The 21,615-nt window shown below is 66.6% G+C and carries 19 protein-coding genes; 16 read left to right on the forward strand and 3 right to left on the reverse strand.

Annotated elements, in window-relative coordinates; translation table 11 throughout:
• The first annotated feature begins 2 nt into the window (after positions 1 to 2).
• From prmA to F7R26_RS17650, 5 genes are all read left to right on the forward strand, one after another.
• On the forward strand, positions 3 to 917 hold the full coding sequence (prmA, locus tag F7R26_RS17630) for a 50S ribosomal protein L11 methyltransferase (RefSeq protein ID WP_150986867.1): 915 nt from the start codon (positions 3 to 5) through the stop codon (positions 915 to 917).
• 9 nt (positions 918 to 926) lie between these two features.
• Positions 927 to 2,378 carry a zinc-ribbon and DUF3426 domain-containing protein gene (locus tag F7R26_RS17635; RefSeq protein WP_150986866.1) on the forward strand — a complete coding sequence of 484 codons (1,452 nt, stop codon included), beginning with the start codon at positions 927 to 929 and terminating at the stop codon, positions 2,376 to 2,378.
• A gap of 71 nt (positions 2,379 to 2,449) precedes the next feature.
• Positions 2,450 to 2,950 carry a thiol peroxidase gene (gene tpx / locus F7R26_RS17640; protein WP_043349617.1) on the forward strand — a complete coding sequence of 167 codons (501 nt, stop codon included), beginning with the start codon at positions 2,450 to 2,452 and terminating at the stop codon, positions 2,948 to 2,950.
• Between the two features lie 115 nt (positions 2,951 to 3,065).
• On the forward strand, positions 3,066 to 4,013 hold the full coding sequence (locus tag F7R26_RS17645) for a carbohydrate kinase family protein (protein WP_150986865.1): 948 nt from the start codon (positions 3,066 to 3,068) through the stop codon (positions 4,011 to 4,013).
• Positions 4,014 to 4,035: 22 nt separating this feature from the next.
• The gene (locus F7R26_RS17650) at positions 4,036 to 4,503 is read left to right on the forward strand and encodes an outer membrane lipoprotein (protein WP_150986864.1); all 468 of its coding nucleotides are present in this window, start codon (positions 4,036 to 4,038) and stop codon (positions 4,501 to 4,503) included.
• A 395-nt stretch (positions 4,504 to 4,898) separates the two neighbouring features.
• Here the strand turns inward: F7R26_RS17650 and F7R26_RS17655 are convergent, their stop codons facing one another.
• Complete coding sequence (locus F7R26_RS17655) at positions 4,899 to 5,480, reverse strand: histone H1-like DNA-binding protein (RefSeq protein WP_150986863.1); 582 nt, start codon at positions 5,478 to 5,480, stop codon at positions 4,899 to 4,901.
• Between the two features lie 1,706 nt (positions 5,481 to 7,186).
• Between F7R26_RS17655 and F7R26_RS17660 the strand changes: the two genes are divergently transcribed.
• A complete protein-coding gene (locus F7R26_RS17660; protein WP_150986862.1) occupies positions 7,187 to 7,669 on the forward strand; it encodes a DUF2147 domain-containing protein in 483 nt (160 codons plus the stop codon).
• Here F7R26_RS17660 and F7R26_RS17665 read toward each other — a convergent pair.
• Positions 7,666 to 7,830, reverse strand: a complete 165-nt coding sequence (locus tag F7R26_RS17665) for a hypothetical protein (RefSeq protein WP_170301896.1) — start codon at positions 7,828 to 7,830, stop codon at positions 7,666 to 7,668. The genes F7R26_RS17660 and F7R26_RS17665 overlap by 4 nt on opposite strands.
• A 174-nt stretch (positions 7,831 to 8,004) precedes the next feature.
• Between F7R26_RS17665 and F7R26_RS17670 the strand changes: the two genes are divergently transcribed.
• The 6 genes from F7R26_RS17670 to F7R26_RS17695 all read left to right on the forward strand — a co-directional run bounded on the left by F7R26_RS17670 (position 8,005) and on the right by F7R26_RS17695 (position 16,172).
• Positions 8,005 to 9,339 carry an MFS transporter gene (locus tag F7R26_RS17670; protein WP_150986861.1) on the forward strand — a complete coding sequence of 445 codons (1,335 nt, stop codon included), beginning with the start codon at positions 8,005 to 8,007 and terminating at the stop codon, positions 9,337 to 9,339.
• Between the two features lie 14 nt (positions 9,340 to 9,353).
• On the forward strand, positions 9,354 to 10,586 hold the full coding sequence (locus tag F7R26_RS17675; protein ID WP_150986860.1) for a metal-dependent hydrolase family protein: 1,233 nt from the start codon (positions 9,354 to 9,356) through the stop codon (positions 10,584 to 10,586).
• 221 nt (positions 10,587 to 10,807) lie between these two features.
• Complete coding sequence (locus tag F7R26_RS17680; protein WP_150986859.1) at positions 10,808 to 11,710, forward strand: LysR substrate-binding domain-containing protein; 903 nt, start codon at positions 10,808 to 10,810, stop codon at positions 11,708 to 11,710.
• 111 nt (positions 11,711 to 11,821) lie between these two features.
• Positions 11,822 to 12,805, forward strand: coding sequence for a Bug family tripartite tricarboxylate transporter substrate binding protein (locus tag F7R26_RS17685; protein WP_150986858.1), 984 nt, complete (start codon positions 11,822 to 11,824; stop codon positions 12,803 to 12,805).
• 352 nt (positions 12,806 to 13,157) lie between these two features.
• Positions 13,158 to 15,395 (forward strand): TonB-dependent receptor, encoded by a 2,238-nt coding sequence (locus F7R26_RS17690; RefSeq protein WP_150986857.1) that lies wholly within the window; start codon positions 13,158 to 13,160, stop codon positions 15,393 to 15,395.
• A 90-nt stretch (positions 15,396 to 15,485) separates the two neighbouring features.
• Positions 15,486 to 16,172, forward strand: a complete 687-nt coding sequence (locus F7R26_RS17695) for a Fe2+-dependent dioxygenase (protein WP_150986891.1) — start codon at positions 15,486 to 15,488, stop codon at positions 16,170 to 16,172.
• A 27-nt stretch (positions 16,173 to 16,199) separates the two neighbouring features.
• Here the strand turns inward: F7R26_RS17695 and F7R26_RS17700 are convergent, their stop codons facing one another.
• A complete protein-coding gene (locus F7R26_RS17700) occupies positions 16,200 to 17,090 on the reverse strand; it encodes a LysR family transcriptional regulator (protein WP_150986856.1) in 891 nt (296 codons plus the stop codon).
• A 151-nt stretch (positions 17,091 to 17,241) separates the two neighbouring features.
• On the opposite strand from F7R26_RS17700, the gene F7R26_RS17705 reads away from it, so the two are divergent.
• The 4 genes from F7R26_RS17705 to F7R26_RS17720 all read left to right on the forward strand — a co-directional run bounded on the left by F7R26_RS17705 (position 17,242) and on the right by F7R26_RS17720 (position 21,596).
• Positions 17,242 to 17,634: a tautomerase family protein gene (locus tag F7R26_RS17705; protein ID WP_150986855.1), complete on the forward strand. Its 393-nt coding sequence runs from the start codon at positions 17,242 to 17,244 to the stop codon at positions 17,632 to 17,634.
• A gap of 144 nt (positions 17,635 to 17,778) precedes the next feature.
• A complete protein-coding gene (locus tag F7R26_RS17710) occupies positions 17,779 to 19,170 on the forward strand; it encodes a GntP family permease (protein ID WP_150986854.1) in 1,392 nt (463 codons plus the stop codon).
• A gap of 132 nt (positions 19,171 to 19,302) precedes the next feature.
• Complete coding sequence (locus tag F7R26_RS17715) at positions 19,303 to 20,136, forward strand: aldo/keto reductase (RefSeq protein ID WP_150986853.1); 834 nt, start codon at positions 19,303 to 19,305, stop codon at positions 20,134 to 20,136.
• Between the two features lie 47 nt (positions 20,137 to 20,183).
• Positions 20,184 to 21,596, forward strand: a complete 1,413-nt coding sequence (locus F7R26_RS17720; protein WP_150986852.1) for an FAD-containing oxidoreductase — start codon at positions 20,184 to 20,186, stop codon at positions 21,594 to 21,596.
• Positions 21,597 to 21,615 lie beyond the last annotated feature (19 nt).

Consider the following 21,615-nt stretch of genomic DNA (forward strand, 5'->3'; position numbering starts at 1 on the left):
CTGTGGCATTTCAGGAATGTGTGATCGAAATCGCACAAGACCAGGCCGAAGCCTGGTCTGACGCGCTGTTCGACCTCGGCGCGCTGTCGGTCTCGGTGGAAGACGCCGATGCCGATACGCCCGACGAGCAGCCGCTGTTCGGCGAGCCCGGCATGGAGCCGACCCGCCTGGCATGGAACCGCTCGCGCGTGGTGGCGCTGTTTGACGACAGCGCCGACCCCGTGCTGGTGGTGGCCGCCGCCGCCAATGCGCTGGGCGTCGACCCGGTGCCGGCTTACCAGTTGCGCCCCGTCGAAGACCAGGACTGGGTGCGCCTGACGCAATCCCAGTTCGCGCCGATCCGCATTGGCGAGCGCATCTGGGTGGTGCCGTCCTGGCACGATGCGCCGGACCCTGACGCGGTGGTGCTGGAACTGGACCCGGGCCTGGCCTTCGGTACCGGCAGCCATCCCACCACGCGGCTGTGCATGCAGTGGCTGGAACAGAACATCAAGGCCGGTGAAACGGTGCTCGACTACGGCTGTGGCTCGGGCATCCTCGCCATCGTGGCGCGCAAGCTGGGCGCCGGCGACACGCTCGGCATCGATATCGACCCCAACGCGGTGGAAGCCTCGCGCTATAACGCCGAGCGCAATCGCGTGGAGGCTACCTTTGCGCTGCCGGAAACCGTCTCCGAGGCCAGCTACGACCTCGTCGTCGCCAATATCCTGTCCAACCCGCTGAAGCTGATGGCGGCCATGCTGAGCGCGCGGGTTCGCCCCGGCGGACGGCTGGTGCTGTCGGGCGTGCTGGAGCGGCAGGCCGATGAAGTCGCCGCGGCCTACGCGCCCTGGCTGCCCATGTCGGTCTGGCGCAGCGAGGAAGGCTGGGTCTGCCTGCATGGCACCCGCGGTGAAGGCCCCGGCACCCAGAGCTGAGCCCAGCCCATGGCCGCAGCCAAGCTCGTCACGCGTTGCCCGGCCTGTCGCACTGCCTTTCGGCTGGTGCCGGACCAGTTGCGGCTGCGCCAGGGGCTGGTCCGCTGCGGCCAGTGCGACACCGTCTTCGATGCACGCGAGCACCTGATCGAGTTGCCAGCGCCCGAGCCGGCAGCCGGCCCCGAGGCCGTCGCGCAGGCGGGGGAAGGCATTGCCGCCCCTGTCCCCGCCTCGCCCCCGGCACAGGAAGCGCACCCAGTCGAAGCCACCGCCGTGCTGCAGGAAGCCGCGCACTTCGACACGTTCCCGCAACACGACGCCGACGACAGCCGCCCCGCCGCCGCGCCCTTCGACCCCGGTTACGACCCTGGCTATGACGTGCCGGCGCTCGACGCGCCCACCGTCATGCTGTACCAGACGCAGACGGAAGCGGACGAGGCGGTGCAGGCCAGCAACCATCGGGCGGAGCCGGAAACCGGCACCGCCGACGCTCACGAACACAAGGACGAGGACAAGGACGAGCCTTCCGCGGTGTTCGTACCCGGCATCGTCGAGAGCGAGAGCGAGGAAGCTGGCCTTACCGCCCCCGCAGCGGAGGTGGAGGCAGCGGAGGCACCGCAGGCAAGCGAAGCACCCGCCCCCGCGCCGGAAGCAGCACCCTGGCCACAACTCGACCCCAGCACGCTGGGCGCCGACGATGCCACGCACACCGCGGACATCACCGATACGGAAAACGCGGCCGACACTGGGAAAGCGGCGAACGAAGCATCCGCCGCCAGCACCGAGGCCGACGCAGCGGCCATCCCGAGCGCAGGCGGCTACCTGCGCGCCCAAGCGCAGGACGATTTCCCCGAGATTCCCGAAGCGATCTCACGCGAACAGGCCGAGCGGCCGTGGATGCGCAGCGACACGCCTGCCACCCCGTCCTTCGCGCCCGACTTCCTGCGCCATGCGCGTGAGCGCGATCCTGGCCCGGCCAAGCGCAAGCGCATGCTGCAAAAGCTGGCGATCGGGTTCCTGGTGATCGCGGGACTGCTGCAAGGCACCTTCCTGGCGCGCAGCCAGCTATCCGGCCGCTTTCCTGTATTGCGGCCCGCCTTCGAAGCAGCCTGCGCGCCGCTGGGTTGCGAGGTGGCGCCGTGGCGCGACATCGATGCCTTGCGCATCGAGAGCTCGCTGCTGCAAAAGCAAGATGACGAATCCGACGCCTACCTGCTCGCCGTAACGCTGCGTAACCAAGGCCGCGCCACCGTGGCGCTGCCCGCCATCGAGCTGGTCATGACGGACCTCCAGGACCAGCTCCTCCTGCGCCGTGTGCTGCAACCCGCAGACTATCTCGAAACCGGGCAGCAGGCCTTTGCCACGCATGGCCTGCGGGCAGGCACGGAGCTGCCGGTTCGGGTACGATTCCGGTCGCAGCAGGCGGCGGCAAACTACCGCGTGCTGATTTTTTACCCCTGAATTCCCTCTGGGCTCGCCGCTAATCCCGAGCGCCCCCGATTTGCGAGCCCGCATTTCACACAGGAGCACATATGAGCAACGTCACCCTCGGCGGCAACGCCATCGAAGTCGGCGGCAAGTTTCCGCAAGCCGGCGACAAGGCCCCCGCATTCTCGCTGGTCGGCAAGGACCTGAAGGACGTCACGCTGGCCGACTTCGCCGGCAAGCGCAAGGTGCTCAATATCGTCCCCAGCCTGGACACCCCGGTGTGCCAGGCTTCGGCCCGCAAGTTCAACGAAGCCGCCAGCGGCCTGGCCAACACCGTGGTGCTGACCGTCTCTGCCGACCTGCCGTTCGCCATGGGCCGCTTCTGCACCGCCGAAGGCCTGGCCAACGTGGTGCCGCTGTCGCTGATGCGCGGCGCCGACTTCAAGGGCAACTACGGCGTGGACATCAAGACCGGCCCGCTGGCCGGCGTGACCGCGCGCGCCGTGGTGGTGCTCGATGAGAACGACACCGTGAAGTACAGCGAACTGGTCTCGGAAATCAAGAACGAGCCGAACTACGACGCCGCACTGGCCGCGCTGAAGTAAGCGCGCCACCTGCCAGGCGCGGCCACCCGGCAAAACGGGTGGCCGTTTTTGCATTCAGGGGCACCGGCATGACCCGGTGGCCCCGTCAGCCCGCATTACGAGAATTGGAGAGAGCATGTCCAGCCTGATCTGTGGCTCCGTTGCCTACGACACCATCATGACGTTCGAGGGACATTTCCGCGAACATATCCTGCCCGACCAGATCCACATGCTGAACGTGTCCTTCCTGGTCCCGTCCATGCGCCGCGAGTTCGGCGGCTGCGCCGGCAATATCGCCTACACGCTGAAGCTGCTTGGCGGCGACCCGGTCGTCATGGCCACCGTCGGCGTCGACGCCGAGCCCTACCTGCAACACCTGCGTGCGCTCGATATCAGCACCGAGCACATCCGCACCCTGCCTGACACCTTCACGGCGCAAGCGATGATCACGACCGACCTGGAGAACAACCAGATCACGGCGTTCCACCCCGGCGCGATGAACCAGTCGCAGCTCTCGCAGGTGCAGGACGCGCTTGGCGGCAGCAACGCGCCCGGCCTGGGCATCGTCGCCCCCGACAGCCGCGAAGGCATGCTGCACCACGCGCGCCAGTTCGCCGACGCCGGCGTGCCGTTCATCTTCGACCTGGGCCAGGCCATGCCGCTGTTCAACGGCGACGATCTGCGCCAGTTCGTTGAACTCGCCAGCTACGTGACGGTCAATGACTACGAAGCTCAGGTTCTGCTGTCGCGTACCGGCTGGACCAGCGATGAAGTCGCCGCGCAGGTCAAGGCGTTCATCGTGACCCACGGCGAAAAGGGCGCCACCGTCTTCGCCGACAAGCAGAAGTACAATATCGCCTCCGTGAAAGCGGATCGCGTCGTCGATCCGACGGGCTGCGGCGATGCCTTCCGCGGCGGCCTGCTTTACGGCATCGAACAGGGCTTCGACTGGGAAACAACGGGCCGGCTTGCCAGCCTGATGGGCTCCATCAAGATCGCGCACCAGGGTCCGCAGAACCACAAATCGTCGCGCGACGAAATCGGTGAACGCTTCCAGTCCGCTTTTGGCTACCGCTACGAGTAACACCTTTTCCGGGATTGATTCTATGCACACCCTGATTCGCACCAGCGCCATCGCGCTCGCCGCCGCAGCCACCCTGGTGGCCGGCTGCGCTGCGCAGTCGAATTCCGCCAGCATCTATACGCCGGGCCAGGCACAGCGCGAGCAGACCTTGCGCTACGGCGTGGTCGAGACGGTTCGCGAGGTGCTGATCCAGGGCGACCAGACCGGTGCCGGCACGATCGCCGGTGGCGCCATCGGCGGCATCGCCGCGGGCAGCACCATCGGCAGCGGCGGCGGCTCGGTGGCCGCCGGCGTGCTGGGCGCCGTGCTCGGCGGCATCGCCGGCAGCATGGCCGAGAACAAGATCAGCCAGCGCCGTGGCCTGGAAATCACCGTGCGCCTGGACAATGGCGATATGCGCGCCATCGTCCAGGACGCCGACGAAGCCTTCCGGCCGGGCGAGCGCGTGCGCTTGCTGTCGTCGGGCGGCACGACCCGCGTCACGCACTAAGCGCGATACGCGGGACGGCATAGGGCGGCCCTGTGTGGCCGCGCCGCGGGGGGCGCAACCAAAGGGGGCTGCCGCACCGCTCGTTGGCTCCTGTGGCTCCTGGCACGTTCTGGAGTGGTCTGCGGGACCGCTCCGCACAGCCGCATACGCCCCCGGCAAAGCGCTGCCTCCTTCACCGGAGCAGCGCTTTTTCTTTGCGGCGTTGCCGGGCCGCAGTGCCCCGCGTTGCGTGCTCCGCCTGCCGTTTTTCGATCGCCCATGAAAAAACCCGCCGGGCTTGCACCATCGGCGGGTTGGCAAGACTAGCGTCTTGCGGACCGGATACGCGGTATCCGGTCAGTGCGGCACGCCCTGCGTGCCTTGGCAATTCCCAGCGGCAGCCGTTACCGGCACGCTTACGGACGGGTACCCGTGGGGAAAGGCCATGCCGCAGCCGGGTTCAGCGCGGTCTTGGCAGCTGCAGCGGGTGCAACAGCAGGTGCAGCGGCAGGCTTGGCAGGCGCGGCCTTCTTGGCAGCGGCCTTCTTGGCCGGTGCCTTCTTGGCAGCAGGCGCCTTCTTGGCCGGTGCAGCCTTCTTGGCAACAGCAGCCTTCTTCGCAGCCGGTGCAGCCTTCTTGGCCGGTGCAGCCTTCTTGGCGGCGACCTTCTTGGCCGGTGCGGCCTTCTTCGCTACAACCTTCTTGGCGGCAGCTTTCTTGGCCGGCGCGGCCTTCTTGGCTACAACCTTCTTGGCTGCGGCCTTCTTTGCCGGTGCGGCTGCCTTCTTGGCCGGCGCTGCTTTCTTCGCTACGACCTTCTTTGCAGCGACCTTCTTCACTGCAGCCTTCTTGGCCGGTGCAGCTTTCTTGGCCGGTGCTGCCTTCTTGGCGGCTACCTTCTTCACAGCGGCTTTCTTGGCCGGGGCAGCTGCCTTCTTGGCGGCCGGCTTGGCGGCGACCTTCTTAGCCGCCGGTTTCTTCTTTGCAGTCGTTGCCATGGATAACTCCTTCACTAGAGAGTGAATATCGAATGACCTAAGTTGGCGACCCGACCGACCCGAGGCGCGATACAGCGATGCGACCCCAATCGAGCGAGCGATTCATCGGCGCACGGCGCGCGTTGTGGCCGCACGCTAATGAATTCGGTGGCAGGGGCACCGCGGCGCGCGATGCGAATGTGGCCAAGCGGAGCCCGCAGCCGGGCTTCTGACGCTTGCCGCGCCCTGGAATATTCGATCTGCCCGCGCCATCCGCCGGATCGGCGCGCGACATGAAAAGAGAGATATCGGCCGGCATTTCCGTGATGCGGGCCAGGCCACGCACACCACGTACGGCATTTTTTCGGGGGTAGTTCGCCCATCCCGTTACTGGGCCAAAGGAGACTGCACGCGTTTTAGAAAACCAGTACGGCTTGGTCTGCGTCAAAGTTCTAGTGCTCCTGAGCTACCTGTTTCATTGCATCGAAGTGGGTGGCGCTCATCGTCGCGCATCACGTCCAACCTCATCGTTGCATCTTGCTGTCTTGCCTGCCACGCAGGCCATGCAATGAAGTGAGACTCTTGTCAAGGCGAATCATAATTCGTTTGTTGGGCGATGTTAAGAAAAAAGTGCAAAAAAACTTGCGTGTGAGCATGACAACTTCATCGTCTTCGTCGTTGCACTGCGCTGACCTCGTCTTTGCTTGCGCGCGCTACGCTCTCATCGCGTCTCTCGCACCCTCACGACGCTGCTCTCGACCATGCTCGATGCCCCTTCGACACGGCATCGCGCGAGCGTGAAGACGTCGCTGGCGTAGTGCGGATTTTCGGCGTGCGCATCGCAGTCGGCGCGTCTTCCATGCCCTTCGGCAATGCCGATTCCCGCTCATTGTGTAAAGCCGGAAACCCGCATGTACAAAGGCTTTTGGGGAAGCAGAAAAGTTCTGTGCGACAACCTTGAGCAGGCGTTGCGCGAGCGCCGGGACGCGTGATGACTGGATGCGATCGAGCGCTGCGAGGACATCGGCAGCGCCACCGCGAAGACGCGCATCCGCAACGCGGCGCGCGACGCGGACAGTGCGCGTCGCCTCAACCCGGCACGCACGCTCACGCGCGGCGCGCGCAGTGATGCGCCGACGCAACGGTTTGAGAATCGTCACCGCGACACGCGCTCTCCAACGATGCATCGAACGATGTCGGTCACCATCTCGCACTCGCTTCGCGCAAGCGTCATCGACACGTGAGATGCCCTTCCGAGTCTCACTTCGACGGTGGTCTCACGGCGGTGTCGGCATGCGTCCGACAGCGGATGACTTCGCGCGTCGACCAGGGTGGCAGATCGCGTGGCAAGGCATCGGCTCGCGCACCATCCGAATGGTCTACTGCCAATGGAGCAGGTCGCCGGTGCGCGCAAGGAACGAGAGCGTGGATGGCCGCACGCGCCGGCGTCCCTGAGCCATCAGGCACGGCATGGCGCCCCACTTGAAACGCACCGCTAGAGGATTGCTTCGAGTGCCGCGCAGCGGACAATTTGCTGCATGACAGAATCCGCTTGCTTCCATACGCCAGGCCGGCCTGCGGCAGTTGCCGGGGGGGCTTTGGTGCGTACGCAAAGGCGGCCTGGCGATTGCAGTGCGAGCGCATCGCCAGTAGATTGGCGTACGTGCGCCGCCGGGTTGACCCTGTGCTGGCATCATGGCGCGCACCAACTCGAAGAGGAGATCCCGATGCACTTTACTGCCCCCCGCTGCGTCGCACGCGCCGTCGCCGTCGCGGCACGCACCGCCGTGCTCGCCGGCGCGCTGCTGGGTAGCGCCGCTGCGCTGGCCCAGGCCACCCCCGCCGGCTCATGGAAGACCATCGACGACGCTACCGGCAAGCCGCGCGGCCTGGTGGAGATCAGCGAACAGAACGGCGTCTATAGCGGCAAGCTGGTCAAGAGCTTTACCGACAACGACGGCAAGACCAAGGTGTGCGACAAGTGCACCGACGCGCGTCGCGACCAGCCCATCATGGGGATGACCATCATCACCGGCCTGCGCAAGACCGGCGACAACGAGTGGAGCGGCGGCGAGATCCTCGACCCCGAAAGCGGCAAGCTCTACAAGACCAAGATGTCGCTGGCGGACGATGGCAAGAAACTCAACGTGCGCGGCTTCATCGGCATCAGCCTGCTGGGCCGCACCCAGACCTGGGAGCGCGAACGCTAGCCTGCCACGACCGGCGATGCCGGCGCCACCGACGGCGCCGGCATCGCCGCCAGCTTGCCGGCGCGCATCGCCGCCGCGCCACCTCCGCCACACCCTTCCCCGCCCGCCCCACCCATGCCGCCCGCGCTCCCTGGCGCGGCATGCGGCTCGTTGCCTGCCATGCGCTGCCCGCATGACGACATGCGCAGAATTCGTTTTCGGCCCGGCGGCGCTGCTCCTACCATCGGACTACCTGCCGTGCGCCAACTGATCCCTGACCGCACCGGGCGGCGCTGCCACGTCCGCCCGGGATCGACGCGGTGCGCGCACCGGGCCCGCCAACCCAGGAGGATGTCATGCACGCAAGCGCCCACCCAGAAGCGCCATCGAAGCCACCAAGCGTCAGCGGCGCGCAACGCCGCCGCGCCATCGTCGCCACCGTGATCGGCAACGGTCTCGAGTGGTTCGACTTCACCGTCTACAGCTTCTTCGCCGTCATCATCGCGAAGCTCTTCTTTCCCACCGGCAATGACCTGTCTTCACTGCTGCTCGCGGTTGCCACGTTTGGCGTGGGGTTCTTCATGCGGCCGGTCGGCGGCATCATCCTCGGGGTATACGCCGACCGCGTGGGCCGCAAGGCGGCGCTGTCGCTGACCATGCTGCTGATGGCGCTGGGCACCACCATGATCGGCCTGGCGCCCACCTATGACCAGATCGGTGTCTTCGCACCGCTGCTGATCGTGGTGGCGCGACTGCTGCAGGGCTTCTCCGCCGGCGGCGAAATGGGCGGAGCCACCGCCTTCCTGACCGAGTACGCCCCGGTGGAGCGCCGTGCGTACTACTCCAGCTGGATCCAGGCGAGCATCGGCGTGGCCGTGCTGCTGGGCGCCGCGGTCGGTACCTTCGTCACCTCCGCGCTGAGCACCGAGGCGCTCAATAGCTGGGGCTGGCGCCTGCCATTCCTGCTCGGCATCGTGATCGGGCCGGTGGGCTACTACATCCGCCATCACCTCGACGAGACGCCGACCTTCCGCGATGCCACCGACAAGTCGGACTCGCCGCTGACCGAAGTGCTGCGCGACTACCCGCGCCAGACCGCGGCCAGCTTCTCGATGGTGATCTTGTGGACGGTCTGCACCTATGTGCTGCTGTTCTATATGCCGACGTACTCGGTCAAAGTGCTCCATGTGCCGCAGTCGACTGGCTTCATCGCCGGCATGGTGGGCGGCCTGGCGATCATGGTGTGTTCGCCGCTGGTCGGGCTGCTGGCCGATCGCATCGGGCGCCGCGTGCTGCTATCGGGTTCCGCGCTGCTGATCCTGGTGCTGGCTTACCCGATGTTCGCCTACATCAACCAGGCTCCGGGGCTGGCTTCGCTGGTGGTCTTCCAGCTGGTGTTCGGTATCTTGATCGCCACCTACACCGGCCCGATCCTGGCAGCATTCTCCGAGCTCTTCCCGGCCAAGGTGCTGTCGACCGGATTGTCGGTGGCCTACAACCTGGCGGTCACCATCTTCGGCGGCTTCGCGTCGTTCATCATCACCTGGCTGATCGCCAGCACGGGCAGCACCATGGCGCCTGCGTTCTACGTGATGTTCGCCGCCGCCATCAGCCTGGCCGGCACGCGCCTGGTGCGCGAGCCCGCCTACCTGCGCCCGGCGCAGGCTACCCGAGCCGCTCAACCCGTCTAATGACTGTCCCGCGCATGAAACAGATCCTACTCAAGGGCGGCAACGTCCTCGACCCTGCCCATGGCAGCCTCCTGCAACGCCACGATGTGCTGATCGAAGGCGAGCGCATCGCCGACGTTTCGGCCACGCCGATCCACGCGCCCGGCGCGCAGGTGATCGACCTCTGCGGCAAGACCGTGATGCCCGGGCTGATCGACTGCCACGTGCACGTGCTGGCGTCGCTGGCCAACCTCGGCCTGAATGCGGTGCAGCCGAATGTACTGGTGGCGTTGCGCGCCGTGCCGATCATGAAAGCCATGCTCGAGCGCGGCTTCACCACCGTGCGCGATGCGGGCGGCGCCGACTGGGGCCTGTCGCAGGCCATCGAAACCGGCCTGGTGCCGGGCCCGCGCATCTTCCCGTCCGGCAAGGCACTGTCGCAAACCGGCGGGCACGGCGACTTCCGCCCGCGCGCCGATGTGCTGGAGCCATGCTCGTGCGCGTTCCGTGCCGGCGCCATCGCACGTGTGGCCGATGGCGTGGATGCGGTACGCCTGGCAGTGCGCGAAGAGATCCAGAAGGGCGCCACGCAGATCAAGATCATGGCATCCGGCGGCGTGGCGTCGCCCACCGACCCGATCGGCAACACGCAATACAGTGAAGACGAGATCCGCGCCATCGTGGCCGAGGCCGAAGCGGCCCAGACATATGTGATGGCGCACGCCTATACCGGCCGCGCCATCACGCGCGCGGTGCGCTGCGGCGTGCGCACCATCGAGCACGGCAACCTGGTCGACCGCGCAGCCGCACGCGTGATGCGAGAGCATGGCGCGTTCGTGGTGCCTACCCTGGTCACCTACGACGCGCTCGCGCGCGACGGCGCGCGCCTGGGCTTGCCGGCGGAATCGGTGGCCAAGATCGAAACCGTGCGCCAGGCCGGCCGCGACTCGCTCGCCATCTACGCGGAAGCCGGCGTGCCGATGGGCTTTGGCTCCGACCTGCTGGGCGAGATGCACCAGGACCAGTCGGATGAATTCCGCATCCGTGCGGCGCTGCTCGGCAACCTGGAGGCGATCCGCAGCGCCACCTCGATCGCCGCCGCGATCCTGCAACGCGAAGGCGAGCTCGGCACCGTGCGCGCCGGCGCGCTGGCCGACCTGATCGCGGTCGATGGCAACCCGCTGGCGGACATCGGCCTGCTCGGCGGCCAGGGCAAGCACCTGGCGATGGTGATGCAGGCAGGACGGTTGCATCGCCAGCCCGCCTGAAAGCCAAGACGCCGAACGAAGCCGGCAGGACAGGCCAAAGCCGTCTGCCATGACGACGGCTGTCTCTCCCTCTCCCCTCACGGGGAGAGGGCCGGGGAGAGGGGTGGCTTAGCTAGGAGCCACTTGAAGCGGAGCCGGCTGTTTATTCCAGCATGGCGGCGTAACGAACGCCCGCCCTCTCCCCCGCACTATCATGGCGACTAAACCGTCGAGTCCCCGCCATGCGTATCTCCCCCCTTCCGCCCCTGCCCTGCCTGGTCGCCTTCGAGTCGGCCATGCGGCATGGCAGCTTCACCCGCGCCGCCAGCGAACTTCACCTGACGCAAAGCGCCATCAGCCGCCAGGTGGCGCAGCTCGAACACTTCCTCGGCAAGAAGCTCTTCATCCGCGAGCCGCGCGCGCTGCGCCTGACCGTGAGCGGCCAGGCTTATGCCGAAGAGGTGCAGCGCCTGCTGTCGGCCTGCGCCGAAGCGACCGAGGATGTGATGAAGCGCAAGGGCCATGCCGAACTGACGGTGGCCTGCTCCTGCGGCGTCGCGGTGCTCTGGCTCACGCCCAGGCTGGCAGCCTTTCGCACCGCGCACCCTGACATCCACCTGCGCCTGCTGGTCAACGACAGCCTGGCCTCGCTCTCGCCCGCCGAGTTCGACGTGGGCATGTATTACCTGCGCGAGGGGCCGCCGGCAGGACTGGCATCGCGCCGGCTTTACGACGAAGACGTGTTTCCCGTCTGCGCACCGCACTACCTGGCCGGCCGCCGGCTGGAGCCGGCGGACCTCCCCGGCGAGACCTTGCTGATGCTGGAAGACGGACAACGCCAATGGATGTCGTGGCAGACCTGGCTGGCGCACAACGGGCTGGCGGACGCGCGGCCACCCCACAAGCTGGTGGCCAACCAGTATCCGATCCTGCTGCAGCTCGCCATCGAAGGCCAGGGCATCGCCCTGGGGTGGCGCCACATGATCGACCGCTGCCTGCAGGAAGGGCTGCTGGTGCGCGCCTGCGAGGCGAGCACAAGCCTAGGCGGTGGCTACTACGCGGTGTGGCCGCAAGACCGCGCGGAGGCCGCGGCAGCGCGGACGTTCCGCAACTGGCTGGCACAGCAGAGCGCGGAAAGCCAGTAACGAAGGGCGCATGCGGGTTCAGCGAATTGACAGGTTCGCTGGTTATGATCCGTCGCAGCAGCATCTGAGTACCTAGCACCCGTGCACCCAAAACAGCCAATGGAGACAACCATGCGTATTTCCGCCACCAGCCGCGCGCTGGCCCTCGCCGTTCCCGCCCTGTTCGCCGCCGCCAGCTTCGCCATGCCTGCGCAGGCCGCCGATGCCTGGCCGACCCACGTGATCAAGTTCGTCGTGCCATTTACCGCCGGCGGCGCCAATGACCTGGTGGCGCGCGCCGCCGCCGACGCGGTTGGCAAGCGCCTGGGCCAGACCGTGATGATCGAGAACCGCCCGGGCGCTGGCGGCGTGGTGGGTGCGGACTACGTGGCCAAGGCCAAGCCGGATGGCTACACCTTCCTGATCGGCGCCGTAGGCACGGTCACCAACAGCCTGATCCGCGCCAAGATGCCCTACGCGGCCGACGACCTGGTGCCGGTCTCGCTGGTCGCGGTGAGCCCATCCGTGATCGTCGTCTCGCCGTCCCTGCCGGTGAACAACCTGAAGGAACTGGTCGAGTACTCCAAGAAGCAGGCTTCGGGCGCCAACTTCGCCACCGCCGGCAGTGGCAGCACGCCGCACTTTGTCGAGGAGATGCTCAAGGAGAAGGGCGCAGTGCTGACCGTGGTGCCGTACAAGAGCGGCTCGGAGAGCATCACCGCGGTGATCGGCAACCAGGTCACGGCGACCTCCGAGGCCAGCGTGGTGGTGCTGCCCAATATCAAGGCCGGCAAGCTCAAGGCGCTGGGCGCGACCTGGGACAAGCGCATGAGCGCGGCGCCGAACATCGCGACCACGGCCGAGCAAGGCATGCCGGACGTGCGCATCGGCCACTGGGCCGGCGTGTTCGCGCCCAAGGGCACCGACCCCGCCATCCTCAAGAAGATGAACGCCGAAATGAGCGCCGCCATGCAGACGCAGGAAACGCGCGACCGGCTGATTCCCAACGGCATCGAACCCGCCGGCGGCACGCAGGAGAGCTTCATTGCCTTCATCAAGTCGGAGCGCGAGCGCCTTGGCCGCATCGCAAAAAACGCCAACATGACGGCAGAGTAAGAAATATTTTCAGCCGTCCTGAAGACAAGGGCGGTGAATGTCTGTATCGGGCTCGTTACGTACGGGCCCGTTTCGTTTTATAAATGTGTTTTATACGCATCTTTATCTGGGAAATGTGCGCAATTGATTCCATTAATGCCAACCCATGTTTCTAACGTAAAACATTAGAAATAGTGTCATATTGTCTGTGTTAAAAAGACAACGCGAATTGCAACGCAAATCATTCGCATTTATATTCCGGCTCGCCCAACCATGATTGCCTTCCGCCGTTGACCGAACCGATCCAGGCGCGCACCTTCTCGGCGCTGTCGGCCGGCTCGTACCCGCGGCCGCACTGGAACCGAGAAACGACATGAATCGCCGCACGCCGATCGCGACTGCCCTGCTCGCGCTGTTCGCCACGCCCGTTGCCACCCTGGCCCAGACGGCCGCCACGGCCCCCGCGACACAGCCCACGACGACGCTGCATGAAGTGGTGGTGCAAGGCAGCAGCGCCAACGACGACTACAGCGCGGTGAAGAGCTCAATCAGCAAGCTGCCCGCGGAACTGCGCGATATTCCGCAATCGGTCACAGTGGTCAACAAGGCGCTGATCGATGCGCAGGGCGGCACCTCGCTGGCGGATGCGCTGCGCAATGTCCCGGGCATCACCATCGGCGGCGCCGAGGGTGGCCAGATCGGCAACAACATCAACCTCAACGGTTTCTCCGCGCGCACCGACATCTACCTGGATGGCTTCCGTGATCGCGGCCAGTACTATCGCGACGTCTTCGCGCTGGATTCGGTGGAAGTGCTGATGGGCCCCTCATCGATGCTGTTCGGGCGTGGATCCACCGGGGGCGTGATCAACCAGGTCACCAAGAAGCCGTCGCTGAAGGCTGCCACCGAAGTCACCGGCTCGGTCACCACCAACGGCCTGGTGCGCGCCACCGCGGACTACAACACGCCCACCGGCGAGACCTCGGCCTTCCGGATCGCGGCGATGGCCCAGGACGGCTCGGCCAGCACGCGCGACCAGACCAAGGTGAAGGATTTCGGCCTCGCGCCGTCGTGGCGCCTGGGCATCGGCACCCCCACCGAGATCACGCTGTCCGCGCTGCTGCAGCATAACGAGGACCAGCCCGACTATGGCCTGCCGGCCATCAACGGGCACCCGGTCAACGTCGACCGAAAGACGGCCTATGGCTTCAACGACGACCGCACCATCCAGGACGTGGCCGCACTCAACGCCACCGTGGATCACAAGTTCTCGCCCAACCTGCGCCTGCGCAACCAGACCCAGTTCAACTACGTCAACACCAACGCGCGCGAAACCGCGCCGAACGCCGTCGGCACGGTCAACGCCAAGGGCTTCACCCCGCTGACCACCACCACGCTGCCGCTGGACGCGCTGTTCGTGCGCCAGCAAAGCCATGACCGCCATATCCGCGACTACTCGATCTTCAACCAGACCGAGCTGACCGCCAAGTTCGACACCGGCCCGGTCAAGCACACCGTGCTGGTGGGCGCGGAAATCGGCCACGATGGCTACGACAACCAGAACTATTACCGCAACGGCACCTGCAACGGCGTGGCGCTGAACCCCGCCGCCACCGCCACCGCTGCGGCCGGCACCAGCGGCTACGCGGCGTGCGAGCCGGTCGTCAACCCGACCTACAGCAACTCGCCTTCTACCGCGCCGAGCGCGACCGGCAACCGCCAGGGCGCGGCGGCCAACACGCTGGCGGCCTACATCAACGACTCGGTGGAGTTCAGCAAGCAATGGAAGCTGGTGGGCGGGCTGCGCTACGACAAGTACATTGCCAGCATCACCAATTCCATCAACTCGTCCAACACGCTGGGCAGCACCGTGTTGCCAAGCGCCAGCCAGACGGTCAACTTCACCAGCGTGCGCGTGGGCGGCATCTGGCAGCCGACCGAGGCACAGTCCTACTACCTGTCGTACGGCACGTCGTTCAACCCGTCGCTGGAGCAGCTGGTGGGCACCGTGGGCCAGCAGAACCTGGACCCGGAAAAGAACAAGTCCTATGAAGTGGGCGGCAAGTGGGACCTGCTGGGCGGCGACCTGTCGCTGAATTCGGCGCTGTTCCAGATCACCAAGGACAATGCCCGCAGCCAGATCGACGCCACCACGTACTCGCTGGCCGGCAAGATCCGCGTGCGCGGCTTCCGCGCCGGCGCCACCGGCCGCATCACCAGCAAGTGGCAGGTCTTTGCAGGCTACACCTATCTGGATGGCGAGATCGTCAACGGCATCGCCGCCGGCACCCAAGGCATGGTCCCGACCAATACGCCCAAGCACACCGCGACGGCGTGGACCAGCTACCGCGTGTTGCAGGACTGGGAAGTGGGCGGCGGCGCCTTCTATATGTCGCAGCGCTATGCCAACAACACCAACACCGTGCAGGTGGGTGGCTACGTGCGCTGGGATGGCATGATTGCCTACCATCAGCCGAAGTACGACGTGCGCCTGAACCTGTTCAACGTGTTCGACAAGAAGTACTACGATGCGCTGATCCAGTCGGACGGCGGACGCTCGGTGCCCGGCACCGGCCGCACCGCGATGCTGTCCTTCATCTACCGCATGTGAGCTGAGGTAAAGTGGCGTGATGCCATGTCACGCCGCGCGGCAGCGCCGGACACCTCCCGCGCGCTGCCGCCGAACCCTGTCGAGATCGTCATGCTTGTCTGCATTCCCAAGGTACTCAACGCGGAGCAGCTTGCCGTGCTGCGCCAGCATCTCGACCAGGCCGGCACGGCCTGGGTGGACGGCCGCGTATCGGCCGGCTACTCTGGCGCGCCGGTCAAGTTCAACCAGCAGATCGACGAGCGCGCCGAAGTGGCGCAGCAGTGCCAGCACCTGATCCTTGGCATGCTCGAGCGCAATCCGCTGTTCATCAGCGCGGCGCTGCCCAATATCGTCTATCCGCCGATGTTCAACCGCTACAGCGAGGGCATGACCTTTGGCGCCCACGTGGACGGCGGCGTGCGCATTCATCCGCACAATGGCCGCAAGCTGCGCACCGATATCTCGGCCACGCTGTTCCTCAGCGACCCCGCCAGCTATGACGGCGGCGAGCTGCAGGTGGAAGACACCTACGGCACCCACAGCGTCAAGCTGGAAGCGGGTGACATGGTGATCTATCCCGCCACCAGCCTGCACCAGGTCACACCGATCACGCGCGGCACGCGCGTGGCGAGCTTCTTCTGGATCCAGAGCCTGGTGCGCGACGACGCGCAGCGCGCGCTGCTGTTCGACCTCGACAACGCGATCCAGAAACTCAACCAGACCGGCGCCGACGATGGTGCAAGGCGCTCTCTGGTGGGTTGCTACCACAATCTGCTGCGGCAGTGGACCGAGACCTGAAAAGGAACGCGTCAATCCACCGCGCGCCTATGCGAACTGCTCCGCCAGCGCCGCCCTGACCTTACCGACCAGTGCCGCCTCCCCGGCCCGTGCAGGCAGCAGGAAGAATTCCGCCGTGGGCAGGGCCGGCAGCTTGAGCCTGGCCAGCGTAGCCGCATCGATCCGCGCCACGCCCGGCCCGATCGCCGACTCGTTCAGGCACGAGATGCCAAGCCCGGCAGCCAGCGCCAGATGCAGGCCGGCGACACCCGAGGCGGAATGGGCAATCACGTGGTCCAGGCGTCTTCGCAGCAGCATCTGCACCACATACTGATGCAGCGAACAGGTATCCGGCAGCAGCACCAGCGGCAGCGGGCCGCTCACGCGCTCCGCCTCGCCTTGTGCCGCAACCCAGGCCAGCGTCTCGCGGCGCAGCACGGTGCCGCGCGCGCCCTTGGCGCCAGCCTGCTGGCCTCCCCCCTTGCCCGGCAACCGCATCGACAAGCCGATATCGAAATCATCGGTGTCCATTCCCGCATCGATGACACTGCTTTTCGTCACCTGTACGTGCAGCCGCAGGTAGGGATAGCGCTCGCGCAGCCCGCGCAGCATGCCGGCGATCTCGCCCGGGCGGAAGTAGTCCGTCACCGCGAGCCGCAACTCGCCATCCAGCGTGTGGCCGCGCAGGTCTTGCAGCGCCAGCTCGGACAGCGCGAGGATGCGCCGCGCATGCTCGAGCAGGCGCGTGCCGGCGGGTGTCGGCGCCGCGCCCTGCTTGCCGCGCGTGAGCAGCGGCACGCCGGCGCGCTCCTCCAGCTTACGCAGCTGCTCGCTGACCGAGGACTGCGACAGGAACAGCCGGGGCGCCGCCGCGGACAGGCTGCCGGCGTCCGCCACGGTCACGAACGTGCGTAGCTGGTCGAGTTCAAGTGCGCGCATGGCGGGCCCCCATCTTATTTCGGTATTGACGATGGATAGTATCGTAAATTCCCGTTTTTCCGATGGAAGGCAAACACCTAGACTGGCATCACTTACCCGCCGGGCCAAACCCGGCCAACCTGGTGAAACCGTAACAACAAAGGAGTCCGTCATGCCCCACATCAACCTGCAGATCTCCGGCAAGCCCAATGCATCGCTGACCCGCCGCAGCGCCGCCGCCGTAGCCGAGCTGACCCAGCGCGTGCTCGGCAAGAAGCCGGAGGTCACCGTCGTTTCCGTGCAGTACATCGACCACGACGCCTGGATCATCGGCGGCGAGCCGCTCTCGGAGCTTGGCCACAACGCCTTTCACCTCGACATCAGCGTGACGGACGAAACCAACACCAAGGCTGAGAAAGCGCAGTACCTGAAGGCCGTGTTCGAAGCCCTCTCCGAGCTGATCGGCAACGTGCATCCGGTTTCATACATCCACGTGGTGGATGCGCGCGCCGCCACCTACGGCTACGGTGGCCTGTCGCAGGAATACCGCTACCACCACGGCTGAGCCCAGGCCACGGACGACGGCGAAAGGCGAACCTTTGAGGCAGAACATTGTCGCAGCGCAGCAAGCTGTGGCAAAGTCGGCACCTGATCCGCCGCGCGTGGCGCCACGAGCGCCGCGCGCGCGGAAGAACCACAAGGAGAACCGATGTCCTTCCTCATAGTCCTGGCCGCTCTGGCCTTCCTGATGTTTGCGGCCTACCGTGGCTACAGCGTCATCCTGTTCGCCCCGGTGGCCGCGCTCGGCGCCGTCCTGCTAACCGAGCCCGCTGCCGTGGCGCCGGTCTTCTCCGGCATCTTCATGGAGAAGATGGTCGGCTTCGTCAAACTGTATTTCCCGGTCTTCCTGCTGGGCGCCGTGTTCGGCAAGGTGATCGAGCTGTCTGGCTTCTCGGAGTCCATCGTGGCCGCCGCCATCCGCTACATAGGCCGCTCGCGTGCCAATGCGGTGATCGTCGCCGTTTGCGCGCTGCTGACCTATGGCGGCGTCTCGCTGTTCGTGGTGGTATTCGCCGTCTATCCGTTCGCGGCGGAGCTTTACCGGCAGAGCAATATCCCCAAGCGGCTGATGCCGGGCGCCATTGCGCTGGGCGCGTTCTCGTTCACCATGGATTCGCTGCCGGGCACGCCGCAGATCCAGAACATCATCCCCACCACCTTCTTCAAGACCACGACCTGGGCAGCGCCGGTGCTGGGCCTGCTCGGCTCGCTGTTCATCATCGGGGTGGGCCTGGGCTACCTGGAGTGGCGCCGCCGCGCGGCCATGGCACGCGGCGAGGGCTATGGCACAGCGTTGCGCAATGAGCCGGAGCGCAGCCAGACCGGCCACCTGCCGCATCCGGCACTGGCGCTGCTGCCGCTGGTGGTGGTGGGCGTGGCCAACTTCGTCTTCACGCGCATGATTCCGCAGTGGTACAGCAGCAGCTACAGCGTGTCGCTGCCCGGGCTGGCCAAGCCGGTGGAAACGCAGATCGCCACCGTGACCGCGATCTGGGCGGTGGAGGCGGCGCTGCTGCTGGGCATCGTGGTGGTGGTGGCGACGGCATTCGGCGCGGTGCGCGAGCGCTTTGCCGATGGCAGCAAGAGCGCCATCGGCGGCGCGCTGCTGGCCGCCATGAACACGGCCTCGGAGTATGGCTTCGGCGGCGTGATCGCCGCGCTGCCGGGCTTCCTCGTCGTCAGCGATGCACTCAAGAGCATCCCCAACCCGCTGGTCAATGCCGCCGTGTCTGTCAGCACGCTGGCGGGCATCACCGGCTCGGCGTCGGGCGGCATGAGCATTGCGCTGGCCGCCATGTCGGACACCTTCATCCACGGCGCGCAGGCCGCCGGCATTCCGCTCGAGGTGCTGCACCGCGTGGTGTCCATGGCCAGCGGCGGCATGGATACGCTGCCGCACAACGGCGCCGTGATCACCCTGCTGGCGGTGACGGGCCTGACGCACCGGGAGTCCTACCGCGACATTTTCGCGGTGACCGTCATCAAGACGCTGGCCGTGTTCTTCGTGATCACGGTCTACTACGTGACCGGGCTGGCCTGAACCCGGCGGCGCGCGCCGCGCCTTGTGGATCGCGCCGTCCTTGCCTAGTGTGAGTGGGTAGCCGGCCGTGCGCGCGTGCTTTGCGCGCTACATGCCAGCTACTCCACCCTGCATTTCCCACCGGAACACCGCATGAAAACCGTGAGTCTGCCCGGCGGCGAAAGCGTTGCCGCGCTCGGCATGGGCACCTGGAACATGGGCGATCAGCCGGCCGCGCGCGCGGAAGAGCTTGCCACGCTGCGTCTCGGGCTGGACCTGGGCCTGACCCTGATCGACACCGCCGAGATGTACGGCGATGGCCGCTCCGAGGAACTGGTCGGCGAAGCCATTGCCGGCCGGCGCGACGAGGTCTTCCTGGTCAGCAAGGTGTACCCGCACAACGCCGGGCGCGCCAGCGCGGTGGCCGCCTGCGAGCGCAGCCTGCGCCGCCTGGGCACCGACCGCCTCGACCTGTACCTGCTGCACTGGCGTGGCAGCGTGCCGCTGGCGGAGACCATGGAGGCCTTCATGGCGCTGCGCAAGGCGGGCAAGATCCGTCACTTTGGCGTCAGCAACCTCGACCTGGACGACATGCGCGCGCTGTGGCGCGTGCCCGGCGGCAAGGAGGTAGCGGCCAACCAGTTGCTCTACAACCTCACGCGGCGCGGCATCGAGTGGGACTTGCTGCCCTGGCTGCGCGAGCATGGCGTTGCCCTGATGGCCTACTCGCCGATCGAGCAAGCCACGCTGCTGCGCAATCCCCGGCTTGCGCGCTTTGCCCGGACGCATGGCGTCAGCCCGGCGCAGGCGGCGCTGGGCTGGCTGCTGGCGCAGCAGGGCGTCATCGCGATTCCCAAGACCAGCCACCGCGAGCGCCTGCGCGAGAACCACGGCGCGCTCGCGCTGACACTCTCGACGCAGCAACTGGCCGAGCTGGACGCGGCCTTCCAGCCACCGGACGGCCCGCACCCGCTGGCGATGCTGTGATGTTTTGATGTTGGTATGTTGTGATGTGATGCCCAGGAGCCCCCGCCATGACACTCGACTACGACGCCATCATCATCGGCACCGGCCAGGCCGGCCCCCCGCTGGCGGCGCGCCTGAGCGCGGCCGGCCATAAGGTGGCCGTGATCGAGCGCCAGTCGTTCGGCGGGACCTGCGTCAACACCGGCTGCATCCCCACCAAGACCATGGTGGCGAGCGCCTACGCGGCTAACCTGGCCCGGCGCGGTGCCGAGTACGGCGTGGTGCCCACCGGGCCTGTGACGGTGGACATGGCTCGCGTCAAGGCGCGCAAGGACGGCGTCGTCGGCAAGTCCACGCACGGCGTGGAAACGTGGGTGCGCACGCTGGAACATGGCACCGTCCATCTCGGCCACGCGCGCTTCGAAGGCCCGGACACCGTGCGCGTGAACGACACCCTGCTGCGGGCTCGCAAGATTTTCATCAACGTCGGCGGGCGCGCCGCCACGCCGCCGATGCCCGGACTCGAACAGGTGAACTACCTGACCAACGCCGGCATGATGCGCGTGGACACCTTGCCACGGCACCTGCTGGTGGTGGGCGGCAGTTATATCGGGCTGGAGTTCGGCCAGATGTTTCGCCGCTTCGGCAGCGAGGTCACCATCGTGCAGCGCGGCCCGCGCCTGATCGAGCGGGAGGATCCCGATGTGTCCGACGCCGTGCGCGACATCCTCGCCGCCGAGGGCATCGGGATGCGCCTCGACGCCGAGTGCATCGCGCTGGAGCAGCGCGGCGCCGAAGTCGTGGTGAAGATGGATTGCGCGCAGGGCGCGCCCGAGATCGTCGGCTCGCACGTGCTGCTGGCAGTGGGACGGCGGCCCAATACCGACGACCTTGGCCTGGACCGCGCCGGCATCGCCGTGGATGCGCGTGGCTACATCCAGGTGGACGAGCAGCTGCGAACCAATGTGCCCGGCATCTGGGCCATGGGCGACTGCAACGGGCGCGGCGCCTTCACCCATACTGCCTACAACGACTTCGAGATCGTCGCCGCCAACCTGCTGGACGCGGCATCCGGCGAGCCGCCCCGCACGCTCGGCGACCGCATCCCCGCCTATGCGCTCTACACCGACCCGCCGCTGGGGCGCGTGGGCATGAACGAGGCCGAGGCGCGCCGGTCCGGGCGCAATGTGCTGGTCGGTATGCGGCCGATGACGCGCGTTGGCCGCGCGGTGGAAAAAGGCGAAACGCAAGGCTTCATGAAGATCCTGGTGGATGCCGACAGCCGCGAGATCCTTGGCGCGGCGGTGCTGGGCGTGGGCGGCGACGAGGTGATTCATTGCATCCTCGACGCGATGTATGCGTGCGCGCCGTACACGGTGGTCCAGCGCGCCATGCATATCCACCCAACGGTGTCCGAACTGATCCCGACCATGCTGGGCGAGCTGCATCCGCTGGAGCCGGCCGGGTCGGCGGTGGCATGACAGGCCCGCACAGCCAGCG

Source organism: Cupriavidus basilensis (genome assembly GCF_008801925.2).
Classification (GTDB): Bacteria; Pseudomonadota; Gammaproteobacteria; order Burkholderiales; family Burkholderiaceae; genus Cupriavidus; species Cupriavidus basilensis.